Origin of the sequence: Bacillus sp. FSL K6-1560, assembly GCF_038592935.1 — a bacterium.
Classification (GTDB): Bacteria; Bacillota; Bacilli; order Bacillales; family Bacillaceae; genus Bacillus; species Bacillus subtilis.
In genome coordinates this window covers 1438929-1463470 of record NZ_CP151946.1, presented here as the reverse complement: position 1 = coordinate 1463470, position 24542 = coordinate 1438929, and the positions used below count along the sequence as shown (strand labels likewise).

Below are 24542 nucleotides of genomic sequence, written 5' to 3'. Positions count from 1 at the left end.
CGATAGGAGGAAAACGAATGGCCACTCCGATTACGACGATCAAAAAAGAAACAAAAACAGCTGAGCAAATTAAGCTTGAAAAAATAGAAGAACTGAAAGAGCTGCTGGCGGAAAATGAGGACGCCGTCTCTAAAACGATGACGTTAATGAATGAACTCAATGATCTTGGAATTTTTGATGCGGCAACAAGCATGCTCAGAGCGAAGGAAGACATTGCCAAGATTGCGCTTGGCCAAGTTTCCCGCGAGCCTGTCACCAACCTCATCAACACGATGATGGCCGCCGGAGGCGCATTGACAAAAGCCGATCCTGAGTTTACAGCAAAGCTTTTAGAAAGCGTAATGGCTGGGACTGAACAGGCACAAAGCTTTTTAAAAGAAGACAAGAAAGTCGGGGTTCTCGACCTGTTAAAAGCAATGAACGACCCTGACATCAACAGAGCCGTCGGCTTCGGCCTTCAGTTTTTAAAAGGCATGGGAAAAGAACTTCGAGAACAATAACAGAAAAACAGCCATCGCTTGATGATGGCTGTTTTTTTATTCGTCGGCTTCTTCCAAACGCTTCTTGTAAATAAGTGAACGGTCAGCGCAAAAGAAGGCACCGGCTAAAAATACGCAATCCGCTAAAAACATCGTCGATTTCTGGCCTAATGTTAAGCCTTGATCAGGGAGAACTGCGCCTATATATAAAAAAGTGCTGACTGCAAGCAATGTAAAAGCAAAATGCTTGTAGTCTTCTTTTAAAGATTTCATTCTATTTTTGTTCAAAAGAATCACCTGCCAGATTCATAGTATACGACTATTATAATATAATCCGGCGGCTTACAGAGAAAGTAATTCTATCCATTTGTTATATATTTTCAAGCGCTTGGCCGATATCTTCCAACAAGTCTTCCGCATCTTCAATTCCTACAGAAATTCTGATCAAGCCGTCCGTAATGCCGAGCTCAAGCCGGCGTTCTCTCGGAATAGAGGCATGTGTCATTCTTGCAGGAACAGAAATTAAGCTTTCAACCGCCCCCAGGCTTTCAGCAATGGTAAACAGTTTCAGATTTCCTAAAAACGCATCAACCCGTTCTTCACTGCCAATATCAAAGGAGATCATGCCGCCGAAGCCCGATCCTTGCGTTTTTGCAAGCTCATGTCCGGGATGATTTGAAGAACCAGGGTAATATAACGTTTGGACAGCAGGGTGATTCTCAAGAAAGCTTGCGATTTTCCGCGCATTTTGATCGATCGCTTCCATTCTGAGTCCCAACGTTTTGATTCCTCTCATTAACAGCCAGGAATCTTGAGGGCCAAGCACGCCGCCTGTGGAGTTTTGCACAAAATGCAGCTCTTCTCCAAGCTCTTTCGAAGCTGTCACAACTAAACCTCCGACGACATCACTGTGTCCGCCAAGATATTTTGTCGCACTGTGAAGTACGATATCAGCGCCTAAAGTAAGCGGCTGCTGCAAATAAGGAGTGTTAAAGGTATTGTCTACGATAAGCAGAACACCCGCTTTTTTTGCGATATCAGCCATGAGCGTCAGGTCGGTGATTTTGAGCAACGGGTTTGTCGGTGTTTCAATATAAATGGCTTTTGTATTAGGGCGAATCGCTTTTTCAACTTCTTCCCTGCTGCTCGTATCAACAAATGTTGATTCAATGCCAAGACGGTTAAGCACCTTTGTCATCACGCGATATGTTCCGCCGTACACATCATCAGTCAACACGACATGATCTCCGCTGTTAAACAGCATCATAACCGCTGTAATGGCAGCCATTCCTGAGCTGAACGCATAGCCTGCTTCCCCGCTTTCCAGTTCTGTCACAAGTGCTTCGAGAGCGGTTCGAGTCGGATTGGCCGTTCTTGAATACTCGTAGCCTGTATGCTGTCCTGCTTTCGGCTGCTTGTACGTGCTGACTTGATAAATGGGCACGGAAACTGCGCCTGTTTTCTCATCACCTGTGATTCCGCCATGTATCATCAATGTTTTTTTCTTCATATCAGATGCCTCCTTCGTATATTTGTTTGCTGATATATCGATCGCTGCTGTCAGGAAATACTGTGACAATGTTAGTTCCAGCGGATGCTTTTTTCGCTTCCTCCAATGCCGCATAAAGTGCTGCACCTGAAGAGCTTCCGATCAGCAGGCCTTCTTTTTCTGCCGCTTCTTTCACAAGTCTAAACGCATTCTCATCTGTTACGGTGTAGATCGCGTCAAAATGGCTCTTATCCATATAATCGGGGATAAACTCCATGCCGATGCCTTCTGTTTTATGAGCGTGAGGCTCTCCTCCGTTTAAAATCGAGCCCTCCGGTTCAACAATCACCGTTTTGACTGCTGGATTTTTTTCTTTTAAGAAGGAAGCTGTTCCTGCGAACGTGCCCCCTGATCCTGCCCCTGCGACAAACGTATGAATATTCCCGTCAAGCGCTTCCCACATTTCAGGTCCAAGCGTCTTATAGTAAGTCGATGGATTTACTTGGTTTTTAAATTGCAAAACGCAATAAGAATTTTCAATTTCAGTCTCCAGCTGAATGGCTTTTTGAATGGCTCCCTGCATTCCGTCTTGACGCGGTGTATGAATGATTGATGCGCCAAGCGCTTGCATAATTTGCTGTTTCTCTCTGCTGAAATGTTCAGGGACACAGAAAATCGCTTTCAGCCCATATTTTCTGGCACTTAACGCAAGGCCGATCCCTGTATTGCCTGCCGTAGCTTCTATAATCACTCCGCCGGGTTTCACCTTGCCTGAATCGAGCGCGTCACGAATCAGCATATCTCCCAGTCTGTCTTTGATGCTTCCCCCTGGATTCATCATTTCAAGCTTGGCATACACCGCGACTCCTTCTGGAACATCAAAGTTCTTCAAGCGGAGAAGCGGTGTATTCCCAATCAGCTCGGTAATGTCCGTAATCACTGTCATATATGTCCTCCTCCTAATTAGAGGTTGTTTTTAGAGAAAAACGGAGGAGAACGTTCTCCCCGTTTTAATGAATTCGTTTGATCACCTTTAACACAAGCTCTGTTGAATGGACAGCCGCCTGCTCTAAAAATTGGTCAAATGAAACATGTGATTCTTTTCCTGCAATATCAGATAACGCTCTGATGACGACAAACGGCGTTTTAAATTGATGGCACACTTGAGCCACTGCCGCAGCCTCCATTTCAACCGCGTACAGATCAGAAAATCTCGCACGCACCTCTTCAACCCGCTTCGGATCGTTCATGAAAGAATCGCCTGTTGCAATTGTTCCTTTTGCAACCTGAATGCCGTCGAGTTCAGATACCGCTTCTTCAGTGATGCTAATCAGCTTTTCATCCGCTGCATAAGCAGCCGGAAGACCCGGCACTTGGCCGTATTCATAGTCAAAAGCCGTTACGTCTACATCGTGGTGACGAACGTCAGTGGAAATAACGACATCCCCTACATTCAATGTATGATGAAATCCGCCGGCTGAGCCTGTGTTAATGACATAATCAGGCTTGTAACGATCAAGCAGAAGCGTCGTGCTGATAGCAGCATTTACTTTTCCAATTCCTGATTTTAAAAGAATCACTTCAGTTCCTTCGTATTCGCCTGTTGTAAATTCACAGTGTGCGATCGTTTCTGTTTTTGCATTTTCAAGTTTGTTTCTTAGGATGGTAACTTCCTCTTCCATTGCTCCGATGACTGCTAGTTTCATCTATTCACATTCCCTTCACTTTACCGTTTGATCGCCTCCATTATCCACACGAAGTCGTTTTGCTGAGTGAATCGGACTGCAAAACCTTCAGCTGTAAACATTTCTTTCAACGCATCCAATGTAGGATAATGCTCTGTCTCTAAATCATTTGCAAGCTGATAAAAGCCTTGAGAACGGGCTTTATCGATAGCCTGTTGATACGCTTGCGCATTTTCAAAGACGGTATCGGCAAACACTATTTTATCATGCAAGTGAAGGTATTTGCCATATTGCTTTATGGCAGCCCGCTTTTCTTCGTCAGTCAAATGATGAAAAGCATATGAACTGACAATTGTATCAGCCTGAAATGGCGGCTCAGGGAATGTCAGGAAGTCTCCATCAACGATTTCCGACCTGCCTGAAAGCTTGTCAGAAGCCAGTTTACGCATTGCTGGAGAAGGTTCGATTCCAAATACAGTTTTGCCTGCATCGAGCAGCTTAGCCGTCAAATTCCCTGTCCCCGGGCCAAATTCTAACACATGCGTTCCAGATTTGCTGACGATGGCATCAAGGATATGATCGTAGCCTCTGAATGCTTCTTTATACTGAATATCTAAACCTTGTACTGTTTGATCATAAGTTGCTGCCCAATCTTCAAAGAGAGGGATAAATTCACGTCCCATATTTGTCACACTCCATATTTAATAATTCCTATAAGCATACTATGAATTAATGATGGAACAGTTCCTATAATACCACATCTTCTGAAAAGCAGGTACTAAAACACTTTGTGTATTTTATGCCATCTCATATTGCGCATTGACCGCAAAAAAGCTTATACTTCATATGACTTGTGAAAGCTGGAGGGTCAAGACATGAATTTTCAATTAGATCTGATTAAAGACAAAGTGGAATTTTTTGAAGCGGCTTCATTGCAGGAGCTTGAAAAGAAAATCAATACACAAATTGAAAACAATAAAGCCATCATGCTCCGGGTGAAATCTGTTTCACACCAAACTGCTGTGGCAGAAGGAAGAATATTGTACAGCGCGGTGGTTCATTTCGCAGCTGAAGCCTAAAACAAAAGCAGCCGGTTGTAACCCGGCTGCTTTTGTTTATTTTAGCTTTTCTACTTTTGTCGGCTTCCAGCCTTTTTCATCGACCCATGTAATCGTGACTTGATACTTATTCCCAGTCGCCTTGTCCAAAATTTTGCCTTTGGCATCCTGAGGGCTGCCGTTATTTCCAAGCCAGAGCACCGTCATGTTATCTGTTGAGACACCAGTTGCGTACGAAATGGCTTTCAGCATCTCAGCCCAGTCTTGCGAGCTTGAATCATAAGTAGCGGCATGCTCGCCTGTTTGCTCAGTTCCGACTGCTTTCCAGTCAGGATTTTCATACGTTTTTTCCACATCGCTCGATGAGCCGCCTTCTGTTACTTTTGCATCTTTAAGCCCATCACCGGCTGAATCTGAGCTTGAATCTGAATCAGAGTCATCTTTTTTAGAAGAAGAATCATCTTTTTTGGAATCAGAGTCAGAAGACTTCTCAGAATCTTTTTCGCTGTCAGATGTATCTTTCTTGCTGTCTTTTATATCCTCATCCGATTTCTTTTCCGTCTTTCCTGAAGCCGGAGATTCCTGTTTTTGCGCCGTTTCAGAATCCTTGCTGACATCTTTGCTAGAAGGACTGTTAATGAAGAGATTCGCTGCTACTACGACAATTAGTATGGATACGATTGCGATTAAAATGTTAAGCACTAAATTGGCTTTTCTGCGTTTATCACGATTTTCATAACGAGATTGATTATTGCTCAATAATTCTGCACTCCTTTATCCCTCTTGGCTCAGCATATATTTTAACATGTGCTGAGAAGTTGTTCTATTTCTGATTGATTTCAATTTCGTGTACTTTTTTAACAATATCATAAAACACCGAATTTGTCAGAGCCTTATCTCCCGGTGTATCCATGTGTAAAACAACCAGAGCGTATTTCGGCTTATCCGCGGGAAAATATCCGGCAAACCATTTTTCATAGAGCGTTTCCTTCTCTTTTGAAAGCTTGCCTGTCTGGGCTGTGCCCGACTTCCCTGCTACAGTATACGGAAGATCTTGAAACCTTCTGCCCGTTCCGGAAGGAGATTCTACCACCCGCCGCAGTATTTTTTGAAGCTGCTGTGACGTATATTTGTCTATCGTCTCCCCTTTGAGCTTCTGATCTTTAAACGTAACGAGCGTTGTGCCGTTCTTATACTCAATTTGTTCGGCAATTTTCACCTGCCGTTTTTCTCCGCCGCGGGCGATTGTCGCCATCATATTGGCTACCTCCAGCGGGGTTACCTTTACATTTTTCTGCCCAATTGCGGTTTGCGCAATGGCTTTTTTGACTGATTTGTCTTTTTCATCCCCCCAAATCACGCCGCTTTTTTCGTTATACAGCTGGCGGAAATCGGTTTCGTGGTACAGTTTTCCCTCCCAGCCTGCCCGATCAGTGAGAGCCAGCTTCTCGGACATATCTTCAATAACCGAGCTGTCTTTTTTCATTAATTGTTCTGCAAGACTCGTAAATGTGTAATTACAGCTTTGGGCAAAACTTTCATCAAAAGACAAGGTTCCTTTGTCGTCCCCCGGTTCCCCGTACAGGTTTAAATTGCAATTAAAGGTTTGACTAGGCTTCACCATATTATTTTCGATTGCAGCTGCGGCAATGACTGTTTTAAAAACTGATCCGGGATAGATTGGCGTCAGCATATAATTTTGAAGTGTGTTTTGCCGGGACACATCCGCATCTGGTTTGCTTACAATTCCCAGAACACTGCTATTTTCGATGTCCAGCAGCACAGCTCCTCCCTTTTTCAGCCCCTGTTCATCCAATACCTCCTCCATCGCTTTTTGAATGCTTTGATCGATCGTTGTTTTGACCTGGAGCGGATAAAATGTATTGGCTTCAGCTGTATATTTGACGTCCATGCCAAACAAAGGGTTTCCTTTTCCGTCCACATGATATAAAAGCTTTGTGTCTTGTTCCGGAAGCAAAAACTCGTCAAATGTCCGTTCTAAACCGGTTGTTCCGATTTCTGTTGTAATCGGAAGGCTCTCCTTGTCAGGATATTTCTTGCGAAGCAGCGCCGGATCTTGGTTCGTGCTCCCTATCGTATGTGAAGCAAGGCTGGGCTTGTCTTCATTCTCCATATATACGCCGTAAATGCCGGGATATTTCAAAGAATTGATTTTTGTGATAGATTGTTTTGAAAGTGTTTTGATTTTCTTTTGCTGCAAAATGACCGGTTTTTTTGCCTTACCTAGTGTCTGGCGCAAATCATCTTCAGACATGCCGAGGATGTCCGCAACTTTTTTGATCGGCCAATCCTGCGTCAGCAGAAAAGGGAACAAAACAACCGCAGGCTCGCTTTGTCCTGTCAGCGCCCGCCCGTTTCGATCTAAAAAAGAGCCTCTTCCATCTGAAATGAGCACTTCCTCCGTCCGCTGTTTCACGCTTTCTTGAATCAAATTAATTTTCTTTTTAGAAAATGATTCTGTGAAAAACAGCTGGATTTCTGCAAGCCTAAGCAGAAGCAGAAAAAATACAATCAAAAATGCGAAGACTGCCAGCTTCATTCGTTTCGATATCTTCATAAAAAAACACCTCACCCACATTGTGGACGAGGTGTTTCGCTGCTAAACAAATATTATGAAATTTTCACAATTTTCACGAGCATTTCTCCGCCCGGTGTTTGTACTGTGACTTCTTCATCTACTTTTTTGCCCAAGAGGCTTTTTGCGATCGGTGAGTCGTTTGAGATTTTCCCTTCAAACGGGTCAGCTTCCGCGCTTCCGACGATCGTATATGATTCTTCATCACCGTCAGGCAGTTCGACGAAAGTGACGGTTTTACCCAAACCGACAACGTTAGAGCCGCCGTCATCTTCAATGATTTTCGCATTGCGAATCATATTTTCAAGAGTCGTCACGCGGCCCTCTACAAATGCCTGCTCTTCTTTCGCTGAATCGTATTCAGAGTTCTCGGAAAGGTCTCCGAAGCTTCTCGCAATTTTGATTCGCTCTACTACTTCTTTTCGTTTAACCGTTTTCAAATATTCTAATTCTTGTTCAAGTTTTTGTTTTCCTTCTGCAGTCATAGGAAATACTTTCTCTTGTGCCATGTCCCTTCACTCCTTCTGGTTGTCCCTCAACATCTTCGATTATGTATGAGAGCATAAACTAAAAAATACAAGAATGAGAACACAGGGCAGTCCTCGTTCTTCTCTCCCATATAGGTACTGTTTATCTTAAACTGAATCGTGTCGTTCTGCAAATATTTCGCGTTTATAAACAGGGAAAGAAGGGAATTCGCACATTCCCTTCCTGCCTATACATAATATGGTCAGAGTTATTTATGTCTATGCTATGGTATTACAAAATCGCGTTTTGTTCAAGAATGGTTTGAATTTTTGTGACCATCAGATCAATTGCGACGTGATTCTGACCGCCTTCCGGGATAATAATATCAGCGTATCGTTTCGTCGGCTCGACGAATTGGTTATGCATCGGACGGACCACTGACACATATTGTTCAATGACAGAATCAATAGAGCGTCCGCGCTCATTAATATCTCTCATAATCCGTCTGATGATACGCAAGTCAGCGTCCGTATCAACATAAAGCTTGATATCCATCAGATCACGAAGCCTTTTGTCTTCAAGAACAAGAATGCCTTCAAGGATAATAACATCCTTTGGCTCTACGTGAACCGTTTCTTCTGAACGTGTGTGAAGCTTATAGTCATAAATCGGCTTTTCAATCGGGCGGTAATTCAATAGATCCTGAATATGCTCGATTAAATAGTCATTATCAAACGCAAGCGGATGATCATAGTTTGTGTTCAGCCTTTCTTCAAACGGAAGATGGCTTTGGTCTTTATAATAAAGGTCCTGCTGGATCATTAAAATTGAGTGTCCTTTAAACTGTTCATAAATGGACCGTGTGACACTCGTTTTTCCTGAACCGGAACCTCCTGCGATTCCAATGACTACTGGATTCTTACCCATGGGCTGTTACTTCCCCTTTCTCATCATGTTGCTCGGATAAATCTTTTTGTCTAGTTTGAATTTGACAATTTGCAGGGGATGGCGGGCAGCATCTAGCTCATTTCCGTCTTCGTCCCAAATGGTTTCAATCGTATGTGTAAAGTTTTCGATTTCTGGTCCGAAAAATTCCACTTCGTCGCCTTTTTTGAAGAAATTGCGCTGCTGAAGCGTGACCATTTGTGTATCTTCATCATAATTCAGCACTAAGCCGACAAAATCATATGTTGTTTTCTTGGCGTGTTCGCCGAACATTTGCTCTTCATAGCCTGGCGTTCCTTCAAAGAAAGCTGTCGCAGTGTCCCGGTTGGCGCACTTATCAAGCTCTTCAAGCCATTCTTTTTGAATCACAAAGTTCTCTGGATCAGCGCAATAAGCATCGATTACTTTGCGGTATACGCTGACAACAGTTGCTACATAGTGAATGGATTTCATGCGGCCTTCAATCTTTAAGCTGTCGATCCCCATTTCAATCATTTTTGGAATGGATTCAATCAGCTTCAAATCTTTCGGGCTCATCGCAAATGGTGCATCTTCTTCACCATACAAAGCAACGGCGTTGGCACCGTCTGTTTGATAGAGATCATAATCCCAGCGGCATGACTGGCAGCAGCCTCCGCGATTGGAGTCCCGCGCTGTCATGTGATTGCTCAGCACGCAGCGGCCGGAATATGCGATACACATTGCGCCGTGAATGAAGGATTCGATTTCGATATCTACCTTTTCTTTCATTTCTCTGATTTCAAGAGCGCTAGTTTCACGTGCCAGCACGACGCGGTCGAGACCTTCTTCCTTCCAGAACTGGACAGCCTTCCAGTTTGAAAGAGACTGCTGTGTGCTCAAGTGAACCTCAACATTCGGCGCCACTCTGCGGCATGTTTCAATAATAAGCGGATCTGCCACAATAATACCGGCAACGTTGGCGTCTCCAAGCGCTTTTAAATAGTCTTCAAGCCCGTCCATGTTTTCATTATGAGCGAAAATATTCGTTGTTACGTAGATCTTCGCGCCATATTTCTTTGCGAATTCAACGCCTTCTGCAATTTCTTCGATCGTAAAGTTATCGGCATTCGAGCGAAGCCCGTATTCCTGTCCCCCGATAAAGACCGCGTCCGCTCCGTAATGAACAGCGATTTTCAGCTTTTCAAGATTACCCGCAGGTGCGAGAAGCTCCGGCTTTTTCGTAATCACACGCTTTCCATTAACGATTGTGGATATTTTATCATTTACGGCAGTCATAGCTTAACCTCCTTTTGATTAATAAACCGTTTCCTTGAAGAAGAATCCGGTATCAATTTTTCTGTTTACTGGCTGGATGCTTTCAATGTGTTCGATCCAGTCTTCTTTTTTCGCTTCGTATTCGTCACGGTTTTCCACGCACAAATCAATTGCTTCTCTGTACATTTTGGTGACTTCTATTAGGTATTCAGGCGTTTTCAAAACACCATCGATTTTGAAAGAATCAATTCCGGCATCTATCAATTCCTCGAGCTCATCAATGATGCACACATCGTTCGGGCTCATGATGTGAGTGCCGTTTTCATCTTCGAAAATCGGATATTTATTATCGCGTTCTTTATCGTGTAAAAACATGCCTGATTCTTTTTTCTTTCTTTCAATGTCCATGACTTTGCCCTGATATTCAAAATAGTTTCCAATCAAAGAACGCTTCGATTGGAACATGCACGTCATTCCATGCACCTGGATTTCAATTTCGACTTCAGCATTTTCTTTAATCTCAACAATGCTGTCCATGTTTAATTCTCTGGCAAGCACAGAACGCGCCGCACCCTTGCGTCCCCAGTAGTTGCATGTATAATAGTTGGTGCCTGTCGTTTCTGTGCTCCAATGAAGCTTCAGATCAGGCGCAGATTCACGGGCAGCCATCAGCACGGCAGGATCGCCGAATACCGCTGCATCGACACCGGCTTCTGCTAAGAAAGCCAGATATTCGCCAAGCTCACCCACTTTATCGTTATGGAAAATTGCATTTACAGCAACGTATATTTTTGCCCCTTCTTTGTGAGCAATCTCTACGGCTTTTGTTACATCTTCACGAGAAAATTCTCCGGCTAATCTCAAGCCGTATCTCTGTTCCCCAACTAAAAACGCAGTTGCCCCAGCCTGTATGAGCGGCAAAATGTCCGCTGTACTCGTCGGCGTCACTAAGAGCTCTGGTTTTTTCATGACGTTCACCTCTTCTTTTTACTAATCGCAAGTCCGTCCCCGACAGGAATAATCGCAGTTTGATAATCCGGATGATTCATCAGCCAATGATTATATTCATCAATTTTTGCTACAAGCCTGCGCCTTCTCTTCGGTTCTATTTTGCTGTAATCCTCTGCCACCAGACCCTTAAACAGCACGTTGTCTGTTATAATCACCCCGTCTGGTGAAAGCATCGGTTCATATAAATGAAAAAAGTTTTGATACTGACCTTTTGCAGCGTCAATAAAAATGACATCGTAAGGCGCGGTTACATGAACGGCGTCGGCTAATTCAAGCGCATCTCCGTAAAAAACATGAATCCGGTCATCAAGCTGAAATTCCTTGATATTGTTTACCGCTTCTTCATGCCGTTTCTCATTGCGTTCAATTGTATATATTTCAGCAGACGGCAGCTCCAGCGCCATCCGAATGGCTGAATAACCAATGGCCGTTCCGATTTCTAGTATTTTTTTCGGCTGTTTCACAGACAAAATTTGAAGCAGCACCTCCATGCCCGCTTTTTCCATAATCGGGACATGATGTTCTTCTGCATATGCTTCAAGCTTCTTCACGTTATCCGGCCGAGGCTTTAATAATGCTTCTATATAGTCATTTATTTGTTCATACCGGTCAGTCACTACAAACAGCCTCCCGTTCTAAAAAGGAGTGCCCCAGTCTTATGCGCAGGACACTCTCTGAATACATCATGATACATCGGTAAACAACCCGATATATTTTAACATAAAACCTTGCGGAAAGCGAACAAAAGGAGAGCTTTTTGCTCTCCTTTTATTTCTCATTTTTTGAGGAAATGTATTTTTCTTTTGCTTTATTATGCTCTTTTAGCGTTTTTGTAAATACGACCTCACCATTTGATTTGGCCAAGAAATACAGATAGTCCGTTTTATCCGGATGCAGCGCCGCTTCCCATGACGACATACCGGCATTGGCAATCGGCCCTGGCGTCAGCCCTGTGTTTTTATACGTATTGTATGGTGAATCGATTTCCAGATCCTTATAAAGAACCCGATCTTTATGCTTGCCTGCCGCGTACAGGACGGTCGGATCTGTTTGGAGCGGCATTTTCTTTTTCAGGCGGTTATAAAAGACGCTCGCAATTTTATGGCGGTCGGCTTTTTCAGTCGCTTCTTCTTCTATCAAAGAAGCCATTGTCAGCAGCTTATGCACAGAAACTTTGTTTTTCTTCATTTCTGATTTATATGTTTCCACATAAGAATTTGTCTGCTTAATCATTGCCTTGATAATGTCTTCAAGTGATGTGTCCGGGTCGTTAAAAGGGTATGTAGCCGGGAATAGGTACCCTTCAAGCGGGTGCTTAATGTTTTTATTGAAAACATCATTTGTCACAGTGTCCGGGAATTCTTTCTTCAGCTGATTGATAAATGTTTCATCGTCCAGCTTCGCTATGACTTGTTTTTTAGAGTATTTTGTTTCATCAGCAATAGCAGCCGCGATTTGGGTCAGCTGTGCTCCCTCAGTCACTGTGATTTGAAAAGCGTAACCTGTAGCCCCGCTTGTCAGCTTCTGAATAATGGCATCTAAATCCATACTTTTATTCAGATGGTAGAATCCGGCCTGAAACCCGGAAGCACCTTTATATTTCACATAGTACTGAAACGCCTTCTCGCTTTTTATGACATCATTTTTCTTTAATATCGATGCGATGGCTGAAACAGACGAACCGCTCGGAATGTTAATATTAACTGTCGTTTTACTGTCTTTTTCAACAGGTTCAAGCAATGATTTCCCATATAAAAATGCCCCGCCAATGATGAGAAACAGCACAACAATGGAAGACAGTATGATTCTTTTTTTATTAAAAAACGATTTTTTTTGCTGATTGATATACATTAGGTCTCCTCCCATCAGCTCTTATACTACATGATTCATTGTATTTCGGCAATTTATTACAAAAAGAGGCCTGCATAAAGCAGAAAAAAGCCGGAGCAGTATAGCTCCGGCTTTGGTTTGGCGCGATGTTTTACTCTTCGTCTTCGTCCGCTAAGAATGTGTTTAATGTTTCTTCGATCATATCCCATTCTTCGTCAGTTTCAATCGGGAATAGCTCACCGTTTTCACCGTCTTCGTTTGGCGTGAAGCTGGAAGCAAGAATTTCTACTTCTTCGTCATCTTTTGATTCGATTGGATAGTACAAGACATAAGACTTGCCAAACTCTTCGTTTTCAAATGTAAACAGCACTTCACAAAGCTGTTCATTTCCTTGATCGTCAACAATTGTAATATTTTTTTCGCCGTGTTCCATTTTCTTCACCTCTGGCTTTAATTTAAGCTGTCAAGATATCCTTGTAAAATCATAACAGCCGCCATTTTATCAATGACTTTTTTTCGTTTTTGCCTGCTGACGTCAGCTGCAATCAGCATTTTTTCAGCCGCCATTGTGGTAAGACGCTCGTCCCACAGCACAACAGGAACATTGTACGTTGTTTCAAGCACTTTCGCAAATGTTTGGCTGGCTTCGCCTCTCGGGCCGACTGTTCCGTTCATGTTCTTAGGAAAGCCGAGCACGATTTTATCTATAGTATAGTCCTTTATCAGTTCAGATAAACGGGATAAACCATAATCGCCTTCTGCTTCATTTATCTTTATGGTCTCAATGCCTTGAGCAGTCCAGCCCATTTCATCGCTCAGAGCTACACCGAGTGTTTTGGTTCCTAAATCGAGTCCTAATATTCTCATTCTTTATTTACGCCTCTTTATGCTGTTCTAAATAAGACTTTACCAATTCCTCGATTAATTCGTCTCTTTCAAGTTTGCGAATTAAATTGCGAGCGTCACGATGCCTAGGAATATAAGCGGGATCACCTGACAGCAAGTATCCGACAATCTGGTTGATTGGATTGTAGCCCTTTTCCTGAAGCGCGTCATACACTGTAATCAGCACCTCATTTACGTTAGTCTCAGCAGAATCATCGGAGAAATTAAATTTCATCGTTTTATCAAACGAGCTCACCGTTTTGCACCTCTTTCCCAAATTCGCAGGCAAAGTTCAGCCTGGGGTCCTAATCTTACCATCATTCTACACTACATGGGCGAATTATAAAACGGATTTCACCCAATCTTCTACAGAAGCCAAAGCTTCTTCTAATTTTTCCGGCTGTTTACCTCCTGCCTGCGCCATATCCGGACGGCCTCCGCCGCCTCCGCCGCAAACTTCCGCAGCTTGTTTAACCAGCTTGCCGGCGTGAAGGCCTTTCTCAATGAGGTCCTTTGTGACTCCGGCGGAGATATTAACTTTATCGTTTTGTACCGCACCAAGCACGATCACCGCAGAGCCAAGCTTTGCTTTGAGTTCATCGACCATAGTGCGGAGATGATTCATGTCTTTTGCATTTACTTTTGCCGCAAGCACGTTTACGCCGTCAACTTCTTTTACTTTCGACAGGATTGCTCCTGCTTCCACGTTGCCTAGTTTTGCAAGAAGAGATTCATTTTCTCTTTGTGCATCCTTCAGTTCAGCCTGCAGAGCCGCGACCCGTTTCGGCACTTCTTTGATATTTGTTTTCAGCTCGTCAGCGGTCTGCTTCAATACAGAAATCTGGCTGTTCATTTCGACGTAAGCGCCTTGTCCCGTTACAGCTTCAATCCGTCTTGTGCCTGCTCCGATTCCGGATTCAGAAACGATTTTAAACAAGCCGATTTCTGCTGTATTTCTGACATGGCAGCCGCCGCACAGCTCTAAGCTGTAATCTCCAACTTGAACGACACGGACAATATCGCCATATTTCTCGCCAAACAGTGCCATCGCACCCATTTCTTTTGCTTCAGCGATCGGTTTCAAATCAATGCTGACCGGGATGCTCGCCCAGATCTTTTCGTTTACGATTCTTTCAATTTGTTCGAGCTCTTCTTTTGTCACTTGGCCAAAGTGCGAGAAGTCAAAACGAAGACGGTTTTCCGTTACAAGAGAGCCCGCCTGATTGACATGAGTTCCAAGAACATCTTTTAGAGCCTGATGCAATAAATGCGTTGCCGTGTGGTTTTTAATGACGCCGCTTCTCATATGGTCTTCAACTTCAGCCGTAACATGCAGGCCTTTTTGAACAGTACCGCTCTCTACAACACCTTCATGCACATGCTGGCCGTTCGGCGCTTTTTGAACATCTTTAATTCTTACAACGGCCTGCTCGTTTCGGAGATAGCCTTTATCGCCGATTTGGCCGCCGCTTTCTGCATAGAACGGTGTTTCATCAAGGATGATTTGAACGCTTTCTCCTTCATGAGCCTCTTCGATTAATTGGCCGTCCTGAAGAAGCACAATGATATTGGCATCAGCTTTGGTTTGAGAGTAGCCGACAAATGTGCTTTCATCTGTCACGTCGCGCAGTGCGCCGCCCTGCACCTGCATGCTGCCGACATCCTGGCGGGCGTTTCTTGCCCGTTCACGCTGCTGGTTCATTTCCTCCTCAAAGCCCTCATGGTCAACCGTCATGTTCTCGTCTTCTGCGTATTCTTCAGTCAATTCAACCGGGAATCCATACGTATCATACAGTTTAAACACATCAGCACCTGAGATAACGCTGCTGCCCTTGTCTTTTTCTTTTTTGATCATTTCTGACAGGATCGCAAGCCCTTCATTAAGGGTCTCATGGAAGCGTTCTTCCTCGGTTTTAATGACTTTTGCGATGAAATCCGCTTTCTCTTTCACTTCAGGATAGAAATCAGCCATGATTTCTGCGACAACCGGCACTAAATCAAACATGAACGGACGATGGATGTTGATCGTTTTGGCATAACGCACGGCACGGCGTAATAAGCGTCTTAATACATAGCCGCGGCCTTCATTTGACGGCAGCGCACCGTCACTGACAGCAAAGGCAACCGTTCTGATATGGTCAGCAATCACTTTAAACGCAGTGTCTTTCACATTGTCTTTGCCATATGTTTCACCAGAAATCGATTCTGTTGCTTTAATGATCGGAACAAACAAATCGGTGTCAAAGTTTGTCGGAACATTCTGGATGACAGATACCATTCTTTCAAGACCCATGCCTGTATCAATGTTTTTCTTTGGAAGCGGTGTGTACGTGCCGTCAGGGTTATGGTTGAACTCTGAGAACACAAGGTTCCATACTTCCAGGTAACGGTCGTTTTCCCCGCCTGGGTAAAGCTCCGGATCTTCTGGATCATTACCGTATGCTTCACCGCGGTCGTAAAAGATTTCCGTATTCGGTCCGCTCGGCCCTTCACCGATATCCCAGAAGTTCCCTTCCAGACGGATAATTCTTTCTTCAGGAATACCGATTTTTTTCGCCCAAAACTCATATGCCTCTTCATCTTCAGGATGAACCGTAACAGAGAGAAGCTCTTTGTCGAAGCCAATCCACTTGTCGCTCGTTAAAAACTCCCAAGCCCATGTAATGGCTTCTTCTTTGAAATAATCGCCGATGGAAAAGTTTCCGAGCATTTCAAAGAAAGTGTGATGGCGCGCAGTTTTACCTACATTTTCTATATCGTTTGTTCTGATCGCTTTTTGAGCGTTTACGATTCTTGGATTTTCCGGCACGACACGGCCGTCAAAATATTTTTTCAGCGTCGCAACACCGCTGTTGATCCAAAGCAGTGAAGGATCCTCATGAGGCACTAATGACGCGCTTGGCTCTACCGCATGTCCTTTTTCTTTAAAGAAATCCAAAAACATTTGACGCACTTCCGCAGAAGTTAAGTGTTTCATTGTATTTCCTCCTCTATAAAAATCGAAATTCTCTTCAGTGACAGCAAAAAAGCCCTCCCCCTATGCAAACCAACGTTTACACAGGGACGAGAGCTGCCTCGCGGTACCACCCTGATTACGGGCATTCATGCGCCCGTCACCTTTAACCCTGTAACGCAGGATAAGCGGCAGTGATTAACTGCACTCAGGATTAGCTTCCTCCGATCTTCTGATAAAGCTCCTTTCAGCTTATGGAGCTTCTCTCTTTAACAGGGCTTCGGCGTACTCAGATCCGTCACTCGAGATTCGTATGTATTCTACGAGAAATTATAGACAAGCGGCACGCCGATGTCAATGCTCCGTCCTCATCCGCAAAAAATGGATCATCATTACTTTTAAAACAGCCGTCGCAGGAACAGCCAGAATCATCCCGACAATTCCCGCAAGCTCCCCTCCGGCAAGAAGCGCAAGCATGATAACGACCGGATGCATTTTAAGGCTTCTGCCGACAATGAACGGACTGAGGATATTTCCTTCCATAAACTGCAGAATAAACACCGTAATCACCACAACAAGAACCGCCTTCACTGAGATCGTCATCGCAATTAACAACGCAGGAACAGCTCCGATGAAAGGGCCAAAATACGGGATGACATTCGTTACTCCAGAGATAAGGCCAAGTATCAGCGGATACGGAAGCCCAAATACCCAGAACGAAATGCCTGCAATCACGCCAAGAATCAAGCAGACCAAAAGCTGGCCGCGGATATAATCGCCAAGCGAATCATCCACATCCCGCAAAAAGGCGCTGCCCCGCTTTCTCCACGACTTCGGAGTCAAGTACCATACTGTCTTTTTCATTAATTCAATGTCCTTCACCATATAAAACACGAGAAAAGGGATTGTTGCAGCAATTAAGAAGTAATCAAGCACATTGCGGATCCCGCTGATCGCACCCTCGATCGTTCCCGCAAAAAACGCCTCCGTCTGGCGGATCATTTTATCTATACGGTGATGCATACCATCAGGCCAGTCATCCGTATGGTTATGCACATGAAGAAGAAGCCCGTTATACGTTTCGGCAAACATGGGTATATTTTCTGACAAATCCGTCAGCTGCACGATTAAAACAGGCACCCCTTTATACAACGCCCAGCCAATCCCGCCAAAAAAAAGAACATAAATGACCAAGATGCTCAAAGTCCTAGGCAATCCTTTGCCATGCAGCCATTCCGTGACCGGAAGCAATAAATAAGATATAAAAATAGAAATGATCAAGGGAATAAAGATCGTTTTTATGACGAGCCAAAAGGGTGACCATAACATATCAAGCATAAAAAAGACATAGACTGTTAACAGAACCAGCAAACAAATAGCCACCCACAACAAAAGCTGCACCGGTTTTTGGAGCATCTGCTTTCACCTCACCTATATCTTTTGAGGTTTACACGGAATTATTCTTTATGTTTGTTTAGTCAGTCAGAAGTCATGGACATTTTTTCACATTTAATTTTCAGAAAAGTTTGATCATTTACTTTTGGTCAAATTTTCTGATAGGAGGATTGCGATGATCACATTTCAAAATGTAAACAAGCATTACGGAGATTTTCACGTGTTAAAACAAATTAATCTTCAAATCGAAAAAGGTGAAGTCGTTGTTATCATCGGCCCATCCGGTTCCGGTAAAAGCACATTGCTCAGATGCATCAACAGACTTGAGACGATCAATGAGGGAGTGCTCACAGTAAACGGCACCGCCATTAACGACAGAAAAACTGATATCAATAAAGTGCGGCAAAATATCGGGATGGTGTTTCAGCACTTTCATTTATATCCGCATAAAACAGTGCTGCAGAACATCATGCTGGCTCCGGTAAAAGTGCTTAGACAATCACCTGAACAAGCAAAGGAAACGGCGCGGTACTATCTTGAAAAAGTCGGCATCCCAGACAAGGCTGACGCCTATCCTTCCCAGCTTTCCGGCGGGCAGCAGCAGCGTGTTGCCATCGCAAGAGGACTGGCGATGAAGCCGGAGGTCATGCTGTTTGACGAGCCGACATCAGCACTTGATCCTGAAATGATCGGTGAGGTGCTAGATGTCATGAAAACACTCGCCAAAGAAGGCATGACAATGGTTGTCGTGACACACGAAATGGGGTTTGCCAAAGAAGTTGCCGATCGGATTGTCTTCATTGACGAAGGAAAAATTTTAGAAGAAGCAGTGCCGGCTGAATTTTACGCGAACCCGAAGGAAGAACGGGCCCGCTTATTCTTAAGCCGTATTTTAAATCATTAAAACAGAAATGGGGGAGCTTGTATGAAAAAGATTTTTTCTTTAGCATTGATTTCTTTATTCGCTGTCATCTTGCTTGCCGCTTGCGGCAGCAAGGGATCAAACGGAGAAGCCTCAAAGGAGAGCAAAAAAGATACGCTAGCCGCCATTAAAGACAATGACAAAATTGTCTTCGGCGTAAAAACGGACACTCGACTGTTCGGTCTTAAAAATCCAAGCTCAGGTGAGATTGAGGGTTTTGATATTGATATTGCTAAACAAATCGCTAAAGACATTTTAGGTGATGAGAAAAAAGCTCAATTTAAAGAGGTCACCTCAAAAACAAGGATTCCTATGCTGCAAAACGGGGATATCGACGCCATTGTCGCCACAATGACGATCACTGAAGAACGAAAAAAGGAAGTTGACTTTTCTGATGTCTATTTCGAGGCCGGGCAATCGCTTCTCGTGAAAAAAGGCAGCAAAATCAAGAGTGTCGAGAATCTTGGCAAAGGCTCAAAAGTTCTTGCAGTAAAAGGCTCCACCTCCTCTCAAAACATTCGTGAAAAGGCGCCTGAAGCATCTGTTTTAGAATTTGAAAACTACGCAGAAGCCTTTACAGCCCTTAAATCGGGGCAAGGCGATGCCCTCACCACAGATAATGCGATTTTATATGGAATGGCTGATGAAAATAAAAATTATCAATTAACAGGAAAGCCTTTTACAGATGAGCCTTACGGGATCGCCGTGAAAAAAGGGCAATCTGCTCTCGCGAAAGAAATCAACGCTTCACTTAAAAAGATGAAGTCGGATGGCAGATACGATGAAATTTATAAAAAATGGATCAAAGAAGACCCAGCTGAATAACAACCATCCCGGGATGAGCAGGCGATGCTCATCCCAATTTGATAAGGAGTGAATAGGCAGATGAATGTGTCAATTCTTTTCGATAACTTCGGCATGTATATGGACGGTTTTTACCATACCTTGCTCGCAAGTGTTATCGCGCTGGCCGGCAGTTTTGTCCTCGGCGTCGCTGTAGCGGTTATGAGAATAACAGTCTTTAAGCCGCTGCAATGGCTCGGGACCGCATATGTAGAATTCATCCGCAACATCCCTCTTCTTTTAATTACCTTTGTTTTCTATTTCGGACTTCCAAACGCAGGCCTGAGGCTTGACGGTTTTCAAGCGGGAACGGTTGCTCTCACCATTTATACCTCTGCGTTTATCGCTGAAGCCATCAGAGCAGGCATCCAGTCTGTTTCAAAAGGGCAGATGGAAGCGGCACGCTCGTCAGGCTTTACCTACAGCCAAGCCATGCTCCATATCATTTTGCCGCAGGCAATCAAAATCGTCATTCCGCCTTTAGGCAATCAATTTTTAAACTTAGTCAAAAACTCTTCGATTCTTGGGGTTGTGGCCGGATTGGATCTTATGTACCAAGCCGATTTAGTTTCGTCGAGCACACTCGTTGTATTTGATGTTTATATTTTTGTGGCGCTTTTTTACTTAGTGCTGACGATTCCGCTTAGCATCTGTGTTAACTATCTGGAAAAACGGCTGGAAAAAAGCTATTGATAAGGAGTGAGTTACATTGGATTTCATCGGTGCTTATTCACAGGAGCATTTAGCGTTTTTATGGGATGGGTTTCTCGTCACCTTGTACGTTGCTTTCATCTCCATCATTCTGAGCTTTTTCTTCGGTTTAATCGCAGGCACCCTGCGTTATGCGAAAGTTCCCGTTCTTTCTCAATTGATTGCGGTTCTCGTTGAAACGATCAGAAACCTCCCCTTGCTGTTAATTATTTTCTTTACGTTTTTTGCCCTTCCGGAAATTGGGATTAAGCTTGAAATTACAGCTGCTGCAATTACAGCACTAACGATTTTTGAATCCGCTATGCTATCTGAAATTATCCGAAGCGGACTGAAATCAATTGACAAAGGACAAATTGAAGCGGCGCGCTCCTCCGGGCTGAGCTATACACAGACCCTGTTCTTTATCGTCATGCCGCAAGCGCTTCGCCGCATGGTTCCGCCCATCGTAAGCCAGTTTATTTCTTTATTAAAAGATACATCGCTCGCTGTTGTGATCGCCCTGCCTGAACTGATTCACAACGCGCAAATTATTAACGGCCAAAGCACAGACGGCAGTTATTTTTTCCCGATCTTTTTACTTGCGGCCCTTATGTATTTCGCAGTCAACTACAGCCTTTCACTCGCAGCAAGACGCCTCGAGGTCCGGCAAACATAGAAAAGGATACTCTTTGGAGAGTATCCTTTTTGCATTAAAACATTTTCGTAATTCTTCTTCTCATCCGCTTCATGCTTCGATTATTCAGCATGTCAGATTGAGTCGCCATTCGGTACACGAGAGCTCCGGCTCCCATTGCCAAAAGAGAAGTCATCGTCCGATTCATCCTGCGCATCTCCTTTCATGATTAAAAATTGATGCTGCGTTCATCCTCAGAAAACAAATCATCCAAGCTGCTTAACGTTCCGTCTTCTTCCACCTGATGAGTTGCAATCTTCCCTTTCGCCACTGTCAGTTCAATAAAACAGCCCCAGCAATAATATTGGTTCACGCCGATTTTGCCGATATCCTTACTTTTGCAATTCGGGCATATAAGCATACCTCACACCTCTATCCGTTCAGAACGATCTCGTCTTTCCGCACCTCGACAAGCGAATCCGCTCTTTGGATCTGGCGCTTGCTTCCCGCCAGGTCAGAAAAGAAACCGTCCGAGAGTTCATATGCTACGATTATGCCCCTGTCCAAACAAAAGTATACATCTTCCAGCATCCCCAATATATCGCCCTCTTGCGATTTCACAAGCTTCATCTTCATCTGCTCGTATGTGAAGCATGTTTTCGGAAGAGGCAGAAGCTGTTCTGAACTGACCGAAGCCAATATACGGTCATCAAGAATGGAAGAGATATCACACGCCCGTAATAGCGCATGATGATGATGCAAAAAGCGTTTTTGTGCAAGAATAAACCCAAGACAATCTCCTTTCAGAGAAAAACAAATATCGGAAATTGTCCCAAGATAACTAGAAGTTCGTTCTGAGTATACTGGGAATCCTTCTACTTCATGGCATGTTCTCAAAGTGTGATCAACCACCTTTTGTTGAACAGGCTTAGGTTTTGCTTTGCGCCTTAGACTCATACGATGAAATCAATTCCACTGCAAATGAAAAAAACTCCCGCTTGCACGGGAGCATTTTATTGCTGTTCTTCTTTCATAAAATCGAATGGTGTAATGCCTTCCATGCCAATGTTGGCGTCGTGTACGCTGAACGGGAGCTCTTTTTGCAAAGCCTCAAGCTCGGCATCCATTTCCTCAACCTGTACGGATAGCCTGTTTTTCAAGGAGGTCTGTCTGACAGTTGCATCATTATTTTTCACGCCCCACTCCAGCGCCTCCTCTTCCCCACATAAAATGAGAAATTTCTTCGCTCTTGTAATCGCGGTATAAAGAAGGTTTCTTCTGAGCATTCTATAATAGCCTTTCACAACAGGCAAAACCACAATCGGAAATTCACTTCCCTGCGATTTATGAATAGAACAGCAATACGCATGGGTAAATTGATTAAAATCTTTTTTCGTAAATGTCATTTCATTGCCGTCAAAAGAAACGACGGCCATATCTTCTTTTTCTGTATTTTCCTTTGCATAAAATATCGACGTGATTTCTCCAATATCTCCGTTGAATACATTGTTTTCCGGCTGATTGACAAGCTGCAAAATTTTATCTCCGGTTCTGTAGACAACATCCCCGAACTTCAATTCTCTTCGTTTTTCTTTAGGAGGATTTAAAATGTCCTGCAGCATCACATTCAATTCATTAATGCCGGCTTTTCCTCTGTACATCGGAGCGAGGACCTGAATGTCCTTTGCTGTATAGCCTTTTTTCAATGCATTGGCGACAACCTTCTCAACAACTTCTTTAATTTGCGAGCCTCCGCAGCGAATAAAGGAACGGTCCTTTGTCGGGGCAGTCAAATTATTCGGCAGCAATCCATTTTTCATCTGGTGGGCAAGCTCGACGATTGATGACCCCTCCGCCTGGCGATAGATGTCTGTCAGTCTCACAGTCGGAATCACCTGGGATGCCAGCAGGTCTCTGAGCACTTGTCCCGGACCGACGGAAGGCAGCTGGTCTTCGTCTCCGACAATGATGATTTGTATATGATCAGGGATCGCCTTGAACAAATGGTTCGCCAGCCATATATCAAGCATACTGGCTTCATCGATAATTAACAGCTTCCCTTCGATCGGCTGATCCTCTGTATGAGTAAAGCCTTCAGCGCCGTTCCAGCCAAGCAGCCTGTGTATCGTGACTGCAGGAAGTCCCGTGGATTCACTCATCCGTTTTGCTGCTCTCCCTGTCGGAGCGGCTAAAACAATCGGAAAAGCTTCATCCTTTTTATAAGCTGACGGGTCTAGTGACACACCGTGAAGCTCTCCGTAGAGCTCGACAATCCCTCTGATTACCGTCGTTTTTCCTGTTCCCGGGCCGCCTGTTAAAAGAAGCATCGGCGAGGAAAGGGCTTTTTGAATCGCTTCCTTCTGGCTGGGGGCATACTGAACGTTCATCCGTTCTTCCAGTTCTCCCAACGCGAGCAAAAACTCTGATTCGGGAAACTGGTTCTCATATTCGGTTTGGCTAGCGATATGTTTCACACGCTTTGCAACGTTTTGTTCTGCGTAAAACAGCGATGGAAAATAACAGCGGCCATCTTCAATGACAATGTCTTTATTTTCTCCAAGGGCAATAATCGCGTTAGCGGCATCCATTTCTGTGATGCGCTGTCCTTCCCTTGCTGACTGATTTAACAGAGATTGGGTGTCAATGATCAGCTGTTCCGTTTCTATGTACGTGTGCCCCTCTGACAGACAAGTCGTTTCAAGCGTGTACAAAATAGCAGCTTTTACCCGCTCAGGATGGTTACCTGAAAGACCCATTCTGCTGCCCAGCTCATCCGCTTTCCCAAACCCGATGCCTTCTACATCCTTCACAAGCTGATAAGGGTTTTCCTGAATCTTTTCAAGCGTCTCGGATTCATAGGCTTGATAGATTTTCATAGAAAGCTGCGGGCCAAAGCCAAACTGATTCAAGGAAATCATGATTTGCTCCAGTCCCTGATGCCGCTGCAATGCGCCAGCCAGCGTGTCGGCTTTCTTTTTTGAGAGTCTGGGAACATCATAAAGCACTGAAGCGTCAGCCAATATTTTATTAATGGCGCTGTCGCCCAGCTTTTTCACAATTTCTTCAGCTGTTTTTTTGCCGATCCCCTCGAATAAATCACTCGATAAATATTGAATGATGCCTTCCTTAGTCGTCGGAATCTCCTTTTTGAAATGCTCCGCCTGAAATTGGAGCCCGAATTTTGGATGGGTTACGATCTTTCCGTAAAACGTGTAGGTCTCTTCTTCTTGAAGCGCAGGGAAGTAGCCCGTCACGGATACGGCTTTATCTTCAATGGCTTCGGAGGTCTCTGTGACTTTCACTTTCAGAACCGTATATAAATTGGTGTCATTATGATAGATGACTGTGTTGACTGTCCCTTTTAAATAGGGCTCTTCCTCCAGTTTAAGCTGATCCGGATGCTGCTGCACGAGCTGTCCCTCC

28 protein-coding genes are annotated in these 24542 nt (G+C 44.1%); 6 read left to right on the top strand and 22 right to left on the bottom strand.

Annotation, left to right across the window (positions count from 1 at the left end; genetic code table 11):
- The first annotated feature begins 17 nt into the window (after positions 1 to 17).
- Positions 18 to 500: a DUF1641 domain-containing protein gene (locus NYE22_RS07840; RefSeq protein WP_003229812.1), complete on the top strand. Its 483-nt coding sequence runs from the start codon at positions 18 to 20 to the stop codon at positions 498 to 500.
- Positions 501 to 536: 36 nt separating this feature from the next.
- Here NYE22_RS07840 and NYE22_RS07835 read toward each other — a convergent pair whose 3' ends face one another.
- The 5 genes from NYE22_RS07835 to NYE22_RS07815 all read right to left on the bottom strand — a co-directional run bounded on the left by NYE22_RS07835 (position 537) and on the right by NYE22_RS07815 (position 4336).
- Positions 537 to 767: a YrhC family protein gene (locus tag NYE22_RS07835; protein WP_003237358.1), complete on the bottom strand. Its 231-nt coding sequence runs from the start codon at positions 765 to 767 to the stop codon at positions 537 to 539.
- Between the two features lie 82 nt (positions 768 to 849).
- A complete protein-coding gene (locus tag NYE22_RS07830) occupies positions 850 to 1989 on the bottom strand; it encodes a bifunctional cystathionine gamma-lyase/homocysteine desulfhydrase (RefSeq protein ID WP_161986223.1) in 1140 nt (379 codons plus the stop codon).
- A 1-nt stretch (position 1990) separates the two neighbouring features.
- A complete protein-coding gene (locus tag NYE22_RS07825) occupies positions 1991 to 2914 on the bottom strand; it encodes an O-acetylserine dependent cystathionine beta-synthase (RefSeq protein ID WP_161986224.1) in 924 nt (307 codons plus the stop codon).
- Between the two features lie 64 nt (positions 2915 to 2978).
- Positions 2979 to 3674, bottom strand: a complete 696-nt coding sequence (gene mtnN, locus NYE22_RS07820) for a 5'-methylthioadenosine/S-adenosylhomocysteine nucleosidase (RefSeq protein WP_014477493.1) — start codon at positions 3672 to 3674, stop codon at positions 2979 to 2981.
- A gap of 20 nt (positions 3675 to 3694) precedes the next feature.
- Positions 3695 to 4336, bottom strand: coding sequence for a class I SAM-dependent methyltransferase (locus tag NYE22_RS07815; RefSeq protein WP_015714425.1), 642 nt, complete (start codon positions 4334 to 4336; stop codon positions 3695 to 3697).
- Between the two features lie 192 nt (positions 4337 to 4528).
- Between NYE22_RS07815 and NYE22_RS07810 the strand changes: the two genes are divergently transcribed.
- Entirely contained in the window at positions 4529 to 4732 is a 204-nt protein-coding gene (locus tag NYE22_RS07810) for a YrzA family protein (RefSeq protein WP_014477495.1), read from the top strand.
- 36 nt (positions 4733 to 4768) lie between these two features.
- On the opposite strand, the gene NYE22_RS07805 is transcribed toward NYE22_RS07810, so the two are convergent.
- The 13 genes from NYE22_RS07805 to NYE22_RS07745 form a co-directional block, all read right to left on the bottom strand.
- Complete coding sequence (locus tag NYE22_RS07805) at positions 4769 to 5470, bottom strand: YrrS family protein (RefSeq protein WP_003246156.1); 702 nt, start codon at positions 5468 to 5470, stop codon at positions 4769 to 4771.
- A 64-nt stretch (positions 5471 to 5534) separates the two neighbouring features.
- On the bottom strand, positions 5535 to 7289 hold the full coding sequence (locus NYE22_RS07800) for a penicillin-binding protein 2 (protein WP_161986226.1): 1755 nt from the start codon (positions 7287 to 7289) through the stop codon (positions 5535 to 5537).
- Positions 7290 to 7342: 53 nt separating this feature from the next.
- Positions 7343 to 7816, bottom strand: coding sequence for a transcription elongation factor GreA (gene greA, locus NYE22_RS07795; protein ID WP_004399078.1), 474 nt, complete (start codon positions 7814 to 7816; stop codon positions 7343 to 7345).
- A 250-nt stretch (positions 7817 to 8066) separates the two neighbouring features.
- Complete coding sequence (udk, locus tag NYE22_RS07790) at positions 8067 to 8702, bottom strand: uridine kinase (RefSeq protein ID WP_003225916.1); 636 nt, start codon at positions 8700 to 8702, stop codon at positions 8067 to 8069.
- Between the two features lie 6 nt (positions 8703 to 8708).
- Positions 8709 to 9977, bottom strand: coding sequence for a U32 family peptidase (locus NYE22_RS07785; protein WP_003229802.1), 1269 nt, complete (start codon positions 9975 to 9977; stop codon positions 8709 to 8711).
- Between the two features lie 18 nt (positions 9978 to 9995).
- Complete coding sequence (locus tag NYE22_RS07780; RefSeq protein WP_046160679.1) at positions 9996 to 10925, bottom strand: peptidase U32 family protein; 930 nt, start codon at positions 10923 to 10925, stop codon at positions 9996 to 9998.
- Positions 10926 to 10930: 5 nt separating this feature from the next.
- A complete protein-coding gene (locus NYE22_RS07775) occupies positions 10931 to 11584 on the bottom strand; it encodes an O-methyltransferase (RefSeq protein WP_014480416.1) in 654 nt (217 codons plus the stop codon).
- 151 nt (positions 11585 to 11735) lie between these two features.
- Positions 11736 to 12818: an endolytic transglycosylase MltG gene (mltG, locus tag NYE22_RS07770; RefSeq protein WP_021480211.1), complete on the bottom strand. Its 1083-nt coding sequence runs from the start codon at positions 12816 to 12818 to the stop codon at positions 11736 to 11738.
- 130 nt (positions 12819 to 12948) lie between these two features.
- Positions 12949 to 13230 (bottom strand): DUF1292 domain-containing protein, encoded by a 282-nt coding sequence (locus NYE22_RS07765; protein ID WP_003246199.1) that lies wholly within the window; start codon positions 13228 to 13230, stop codon positions 12949 to 12951.
- Positions 13231 to 13247: 17 nt separating this feature from the next.
- Positions 13248 to 13664 carry a Holliday junction resolvase RuvX gene (gene ruvX, locus NYE22_RS07760; protein ID WP_003229795.1) on the bottom strand — a complete coding sequence of 139 codons (417 nt, stop codon included), beginning with the start codon at positions 13662 to 13664 and terminating at the stop codon, positions 13248 to 13250.
- Between the two features lie 7 nt (positions 13665 to 13671).
- The gene (locus NYE22_RS07755) at positions 13672 to 13938 is read right to left on the bottom strand and encodes an IreB family regulatory phosphoprotein (protein WP_003225903.1); all 267 of its coding nucleotides are present in this window, start codon (positions 13936 to 13938) and stop codon (positions 13672 to 13674) included.
- A gap of 84 nt (positions 13939 to 14022) precedes the next feature.
- Positions 14023 to 16659 carry an alanine--tRNA ligase gene (alaS, locus tag NYE22_RS07750; RefSeq protein WP_046160680.1) on the bottom strand — a complete coding sequence of 879 codons (2637 nt, stop codon included), beginning with the start codon at positions 16657 to 16659 and terminating at the stop codon, positions 14023 to 14025.
- Between the two features lie 330 nt (positions 16660 to 16989).
- Entirely contained in the window at positions 16990 to 18051 is a 1062-nt protein-coding gene (locus tag NYE22_RS07745) for an AI-2E family transporter (RefSeq protein ID WP_009967889.1), read from the bottom strand.
- Positions 18052 to 18205: 154 nt separating this feature from the next.
- On the opposite strand from NYE22_RS07745, the gene NYE22_RS07740 reads away from it, so the two are divergent.
- From NYE22_RS07740 to NYE22_RS07725, 4 genes are read left to right on the top strand one after another with little or no spacing between them, the layout of a single operon-like run.
- Entirely contained in the window at positions 18206 to 18934 is a 729-nt protein-coding gene (locus NYE22_RS07740; protein WP_110109448.1) for an amino acid ABC transporter ATP-binding protein, read from the top strand.
- A gap of 21 nt (positions 18935 to 18955) precedes the next feature.
- Positions 18956 to 19777 (top strand): glutamine ABC transporter substrate-binding protein GlnH, encoded by an 822-nt coding sequence (glnH, locus tag NYE22_RS07735; protein ID WP_003245954.1) that lies wholly within the window; start codon positions 18956 to 18958, stop codon positions 19775 to 19777.
- Positions 19778 to 19837: 60 nt separating this feature from the next.
- The gene (locus NYE22_RS07730; RefSeq protein WP_342412433.1) at positions 19838 to 20488 is read left to right on the top strand and encodes an amino acid ABC transporter permease; all 651 of its coding nucleotides are present in this window, start codon (positions 19838 to 19840) and stop codon (positions 20486 to 20488) included.
- Positions 20489 to 20504: 16 nt separating this feature from the next.
- Positions 20505 to 21161 (top strand): amino acid ABC transporter permease, encoded by a 657-nt coding sequence (locus NYE22_RS07725; protein WP_342412432.1) that lies wholly within the window; start codon positions 20505 to 20507, stop codon positions 21159 to 21161.
- Positions 21162 to 21195: 34 nt separating this feature from the next.
- On the opposite strand, the gene NYE22_RS07720 is transcribed toward NYE22_RS07725, so the two are convergent.
- The 4 genes from NYE22_RS07720 to NYE22_RS07705 are packed head-to-tail and all read right to left on the bottom strand — an operon-like array spanning position 21196 to position 24529.
- The gene (locus NYE22_RS07720) at positions 21196 to 21327 is read right to left on the bottom strand and encodes a YrzQ family protein (protein WP_003229780.1); all 132 of its coding nucleotides are present in this window, start codon (positions 21325 to 21327) and stop codon (positions 21196 to 21198) included.
- A gap of 21 nt (positions 21328 to 21348) precedes the next feature.
- Positions 21349 to 21540 carry a hypothetical protein gene (locus NYE22_RS07715; protein WP_003225893.1) on the bottom strand — a complete coding sequence of 64 codons (192 nt, stop codon included), beginning with the start codon at positions 21538 to 21540 and terminating at the stop codon, positions 21349 to 21351.
- Positions 21541 to 21551: 11 nt separating this feature from the next.
- The gene (locus tag NYE22_RS07710) at positions 21552 to 22076 is read right to left on the bottom strand and encodes a PRC-barrel domain-containing protein (protein WP_122894833.1); all 525 of its coding nucleotides are present in this window, start codon (positions 22074 to 22076) and stop codon (positions 21552 to 21554) included.
- 56 nt (positions 22077 to 22132) lie between these two features.
- Positions 22133 to 24529 (bottom strand): ATP-dependent RecD-like DNA helicase, encoded by a 2397-nt coding sequence (locus tag NYE22_RS07705; protein WP_014477509.1) that lies wholly within the window; start codon positions 24527 to 24529, stop codon positions 22133 to 22135.
- Between the last annotated feature and the right edge of the window lie 13 nt (positions 24530 to 24542).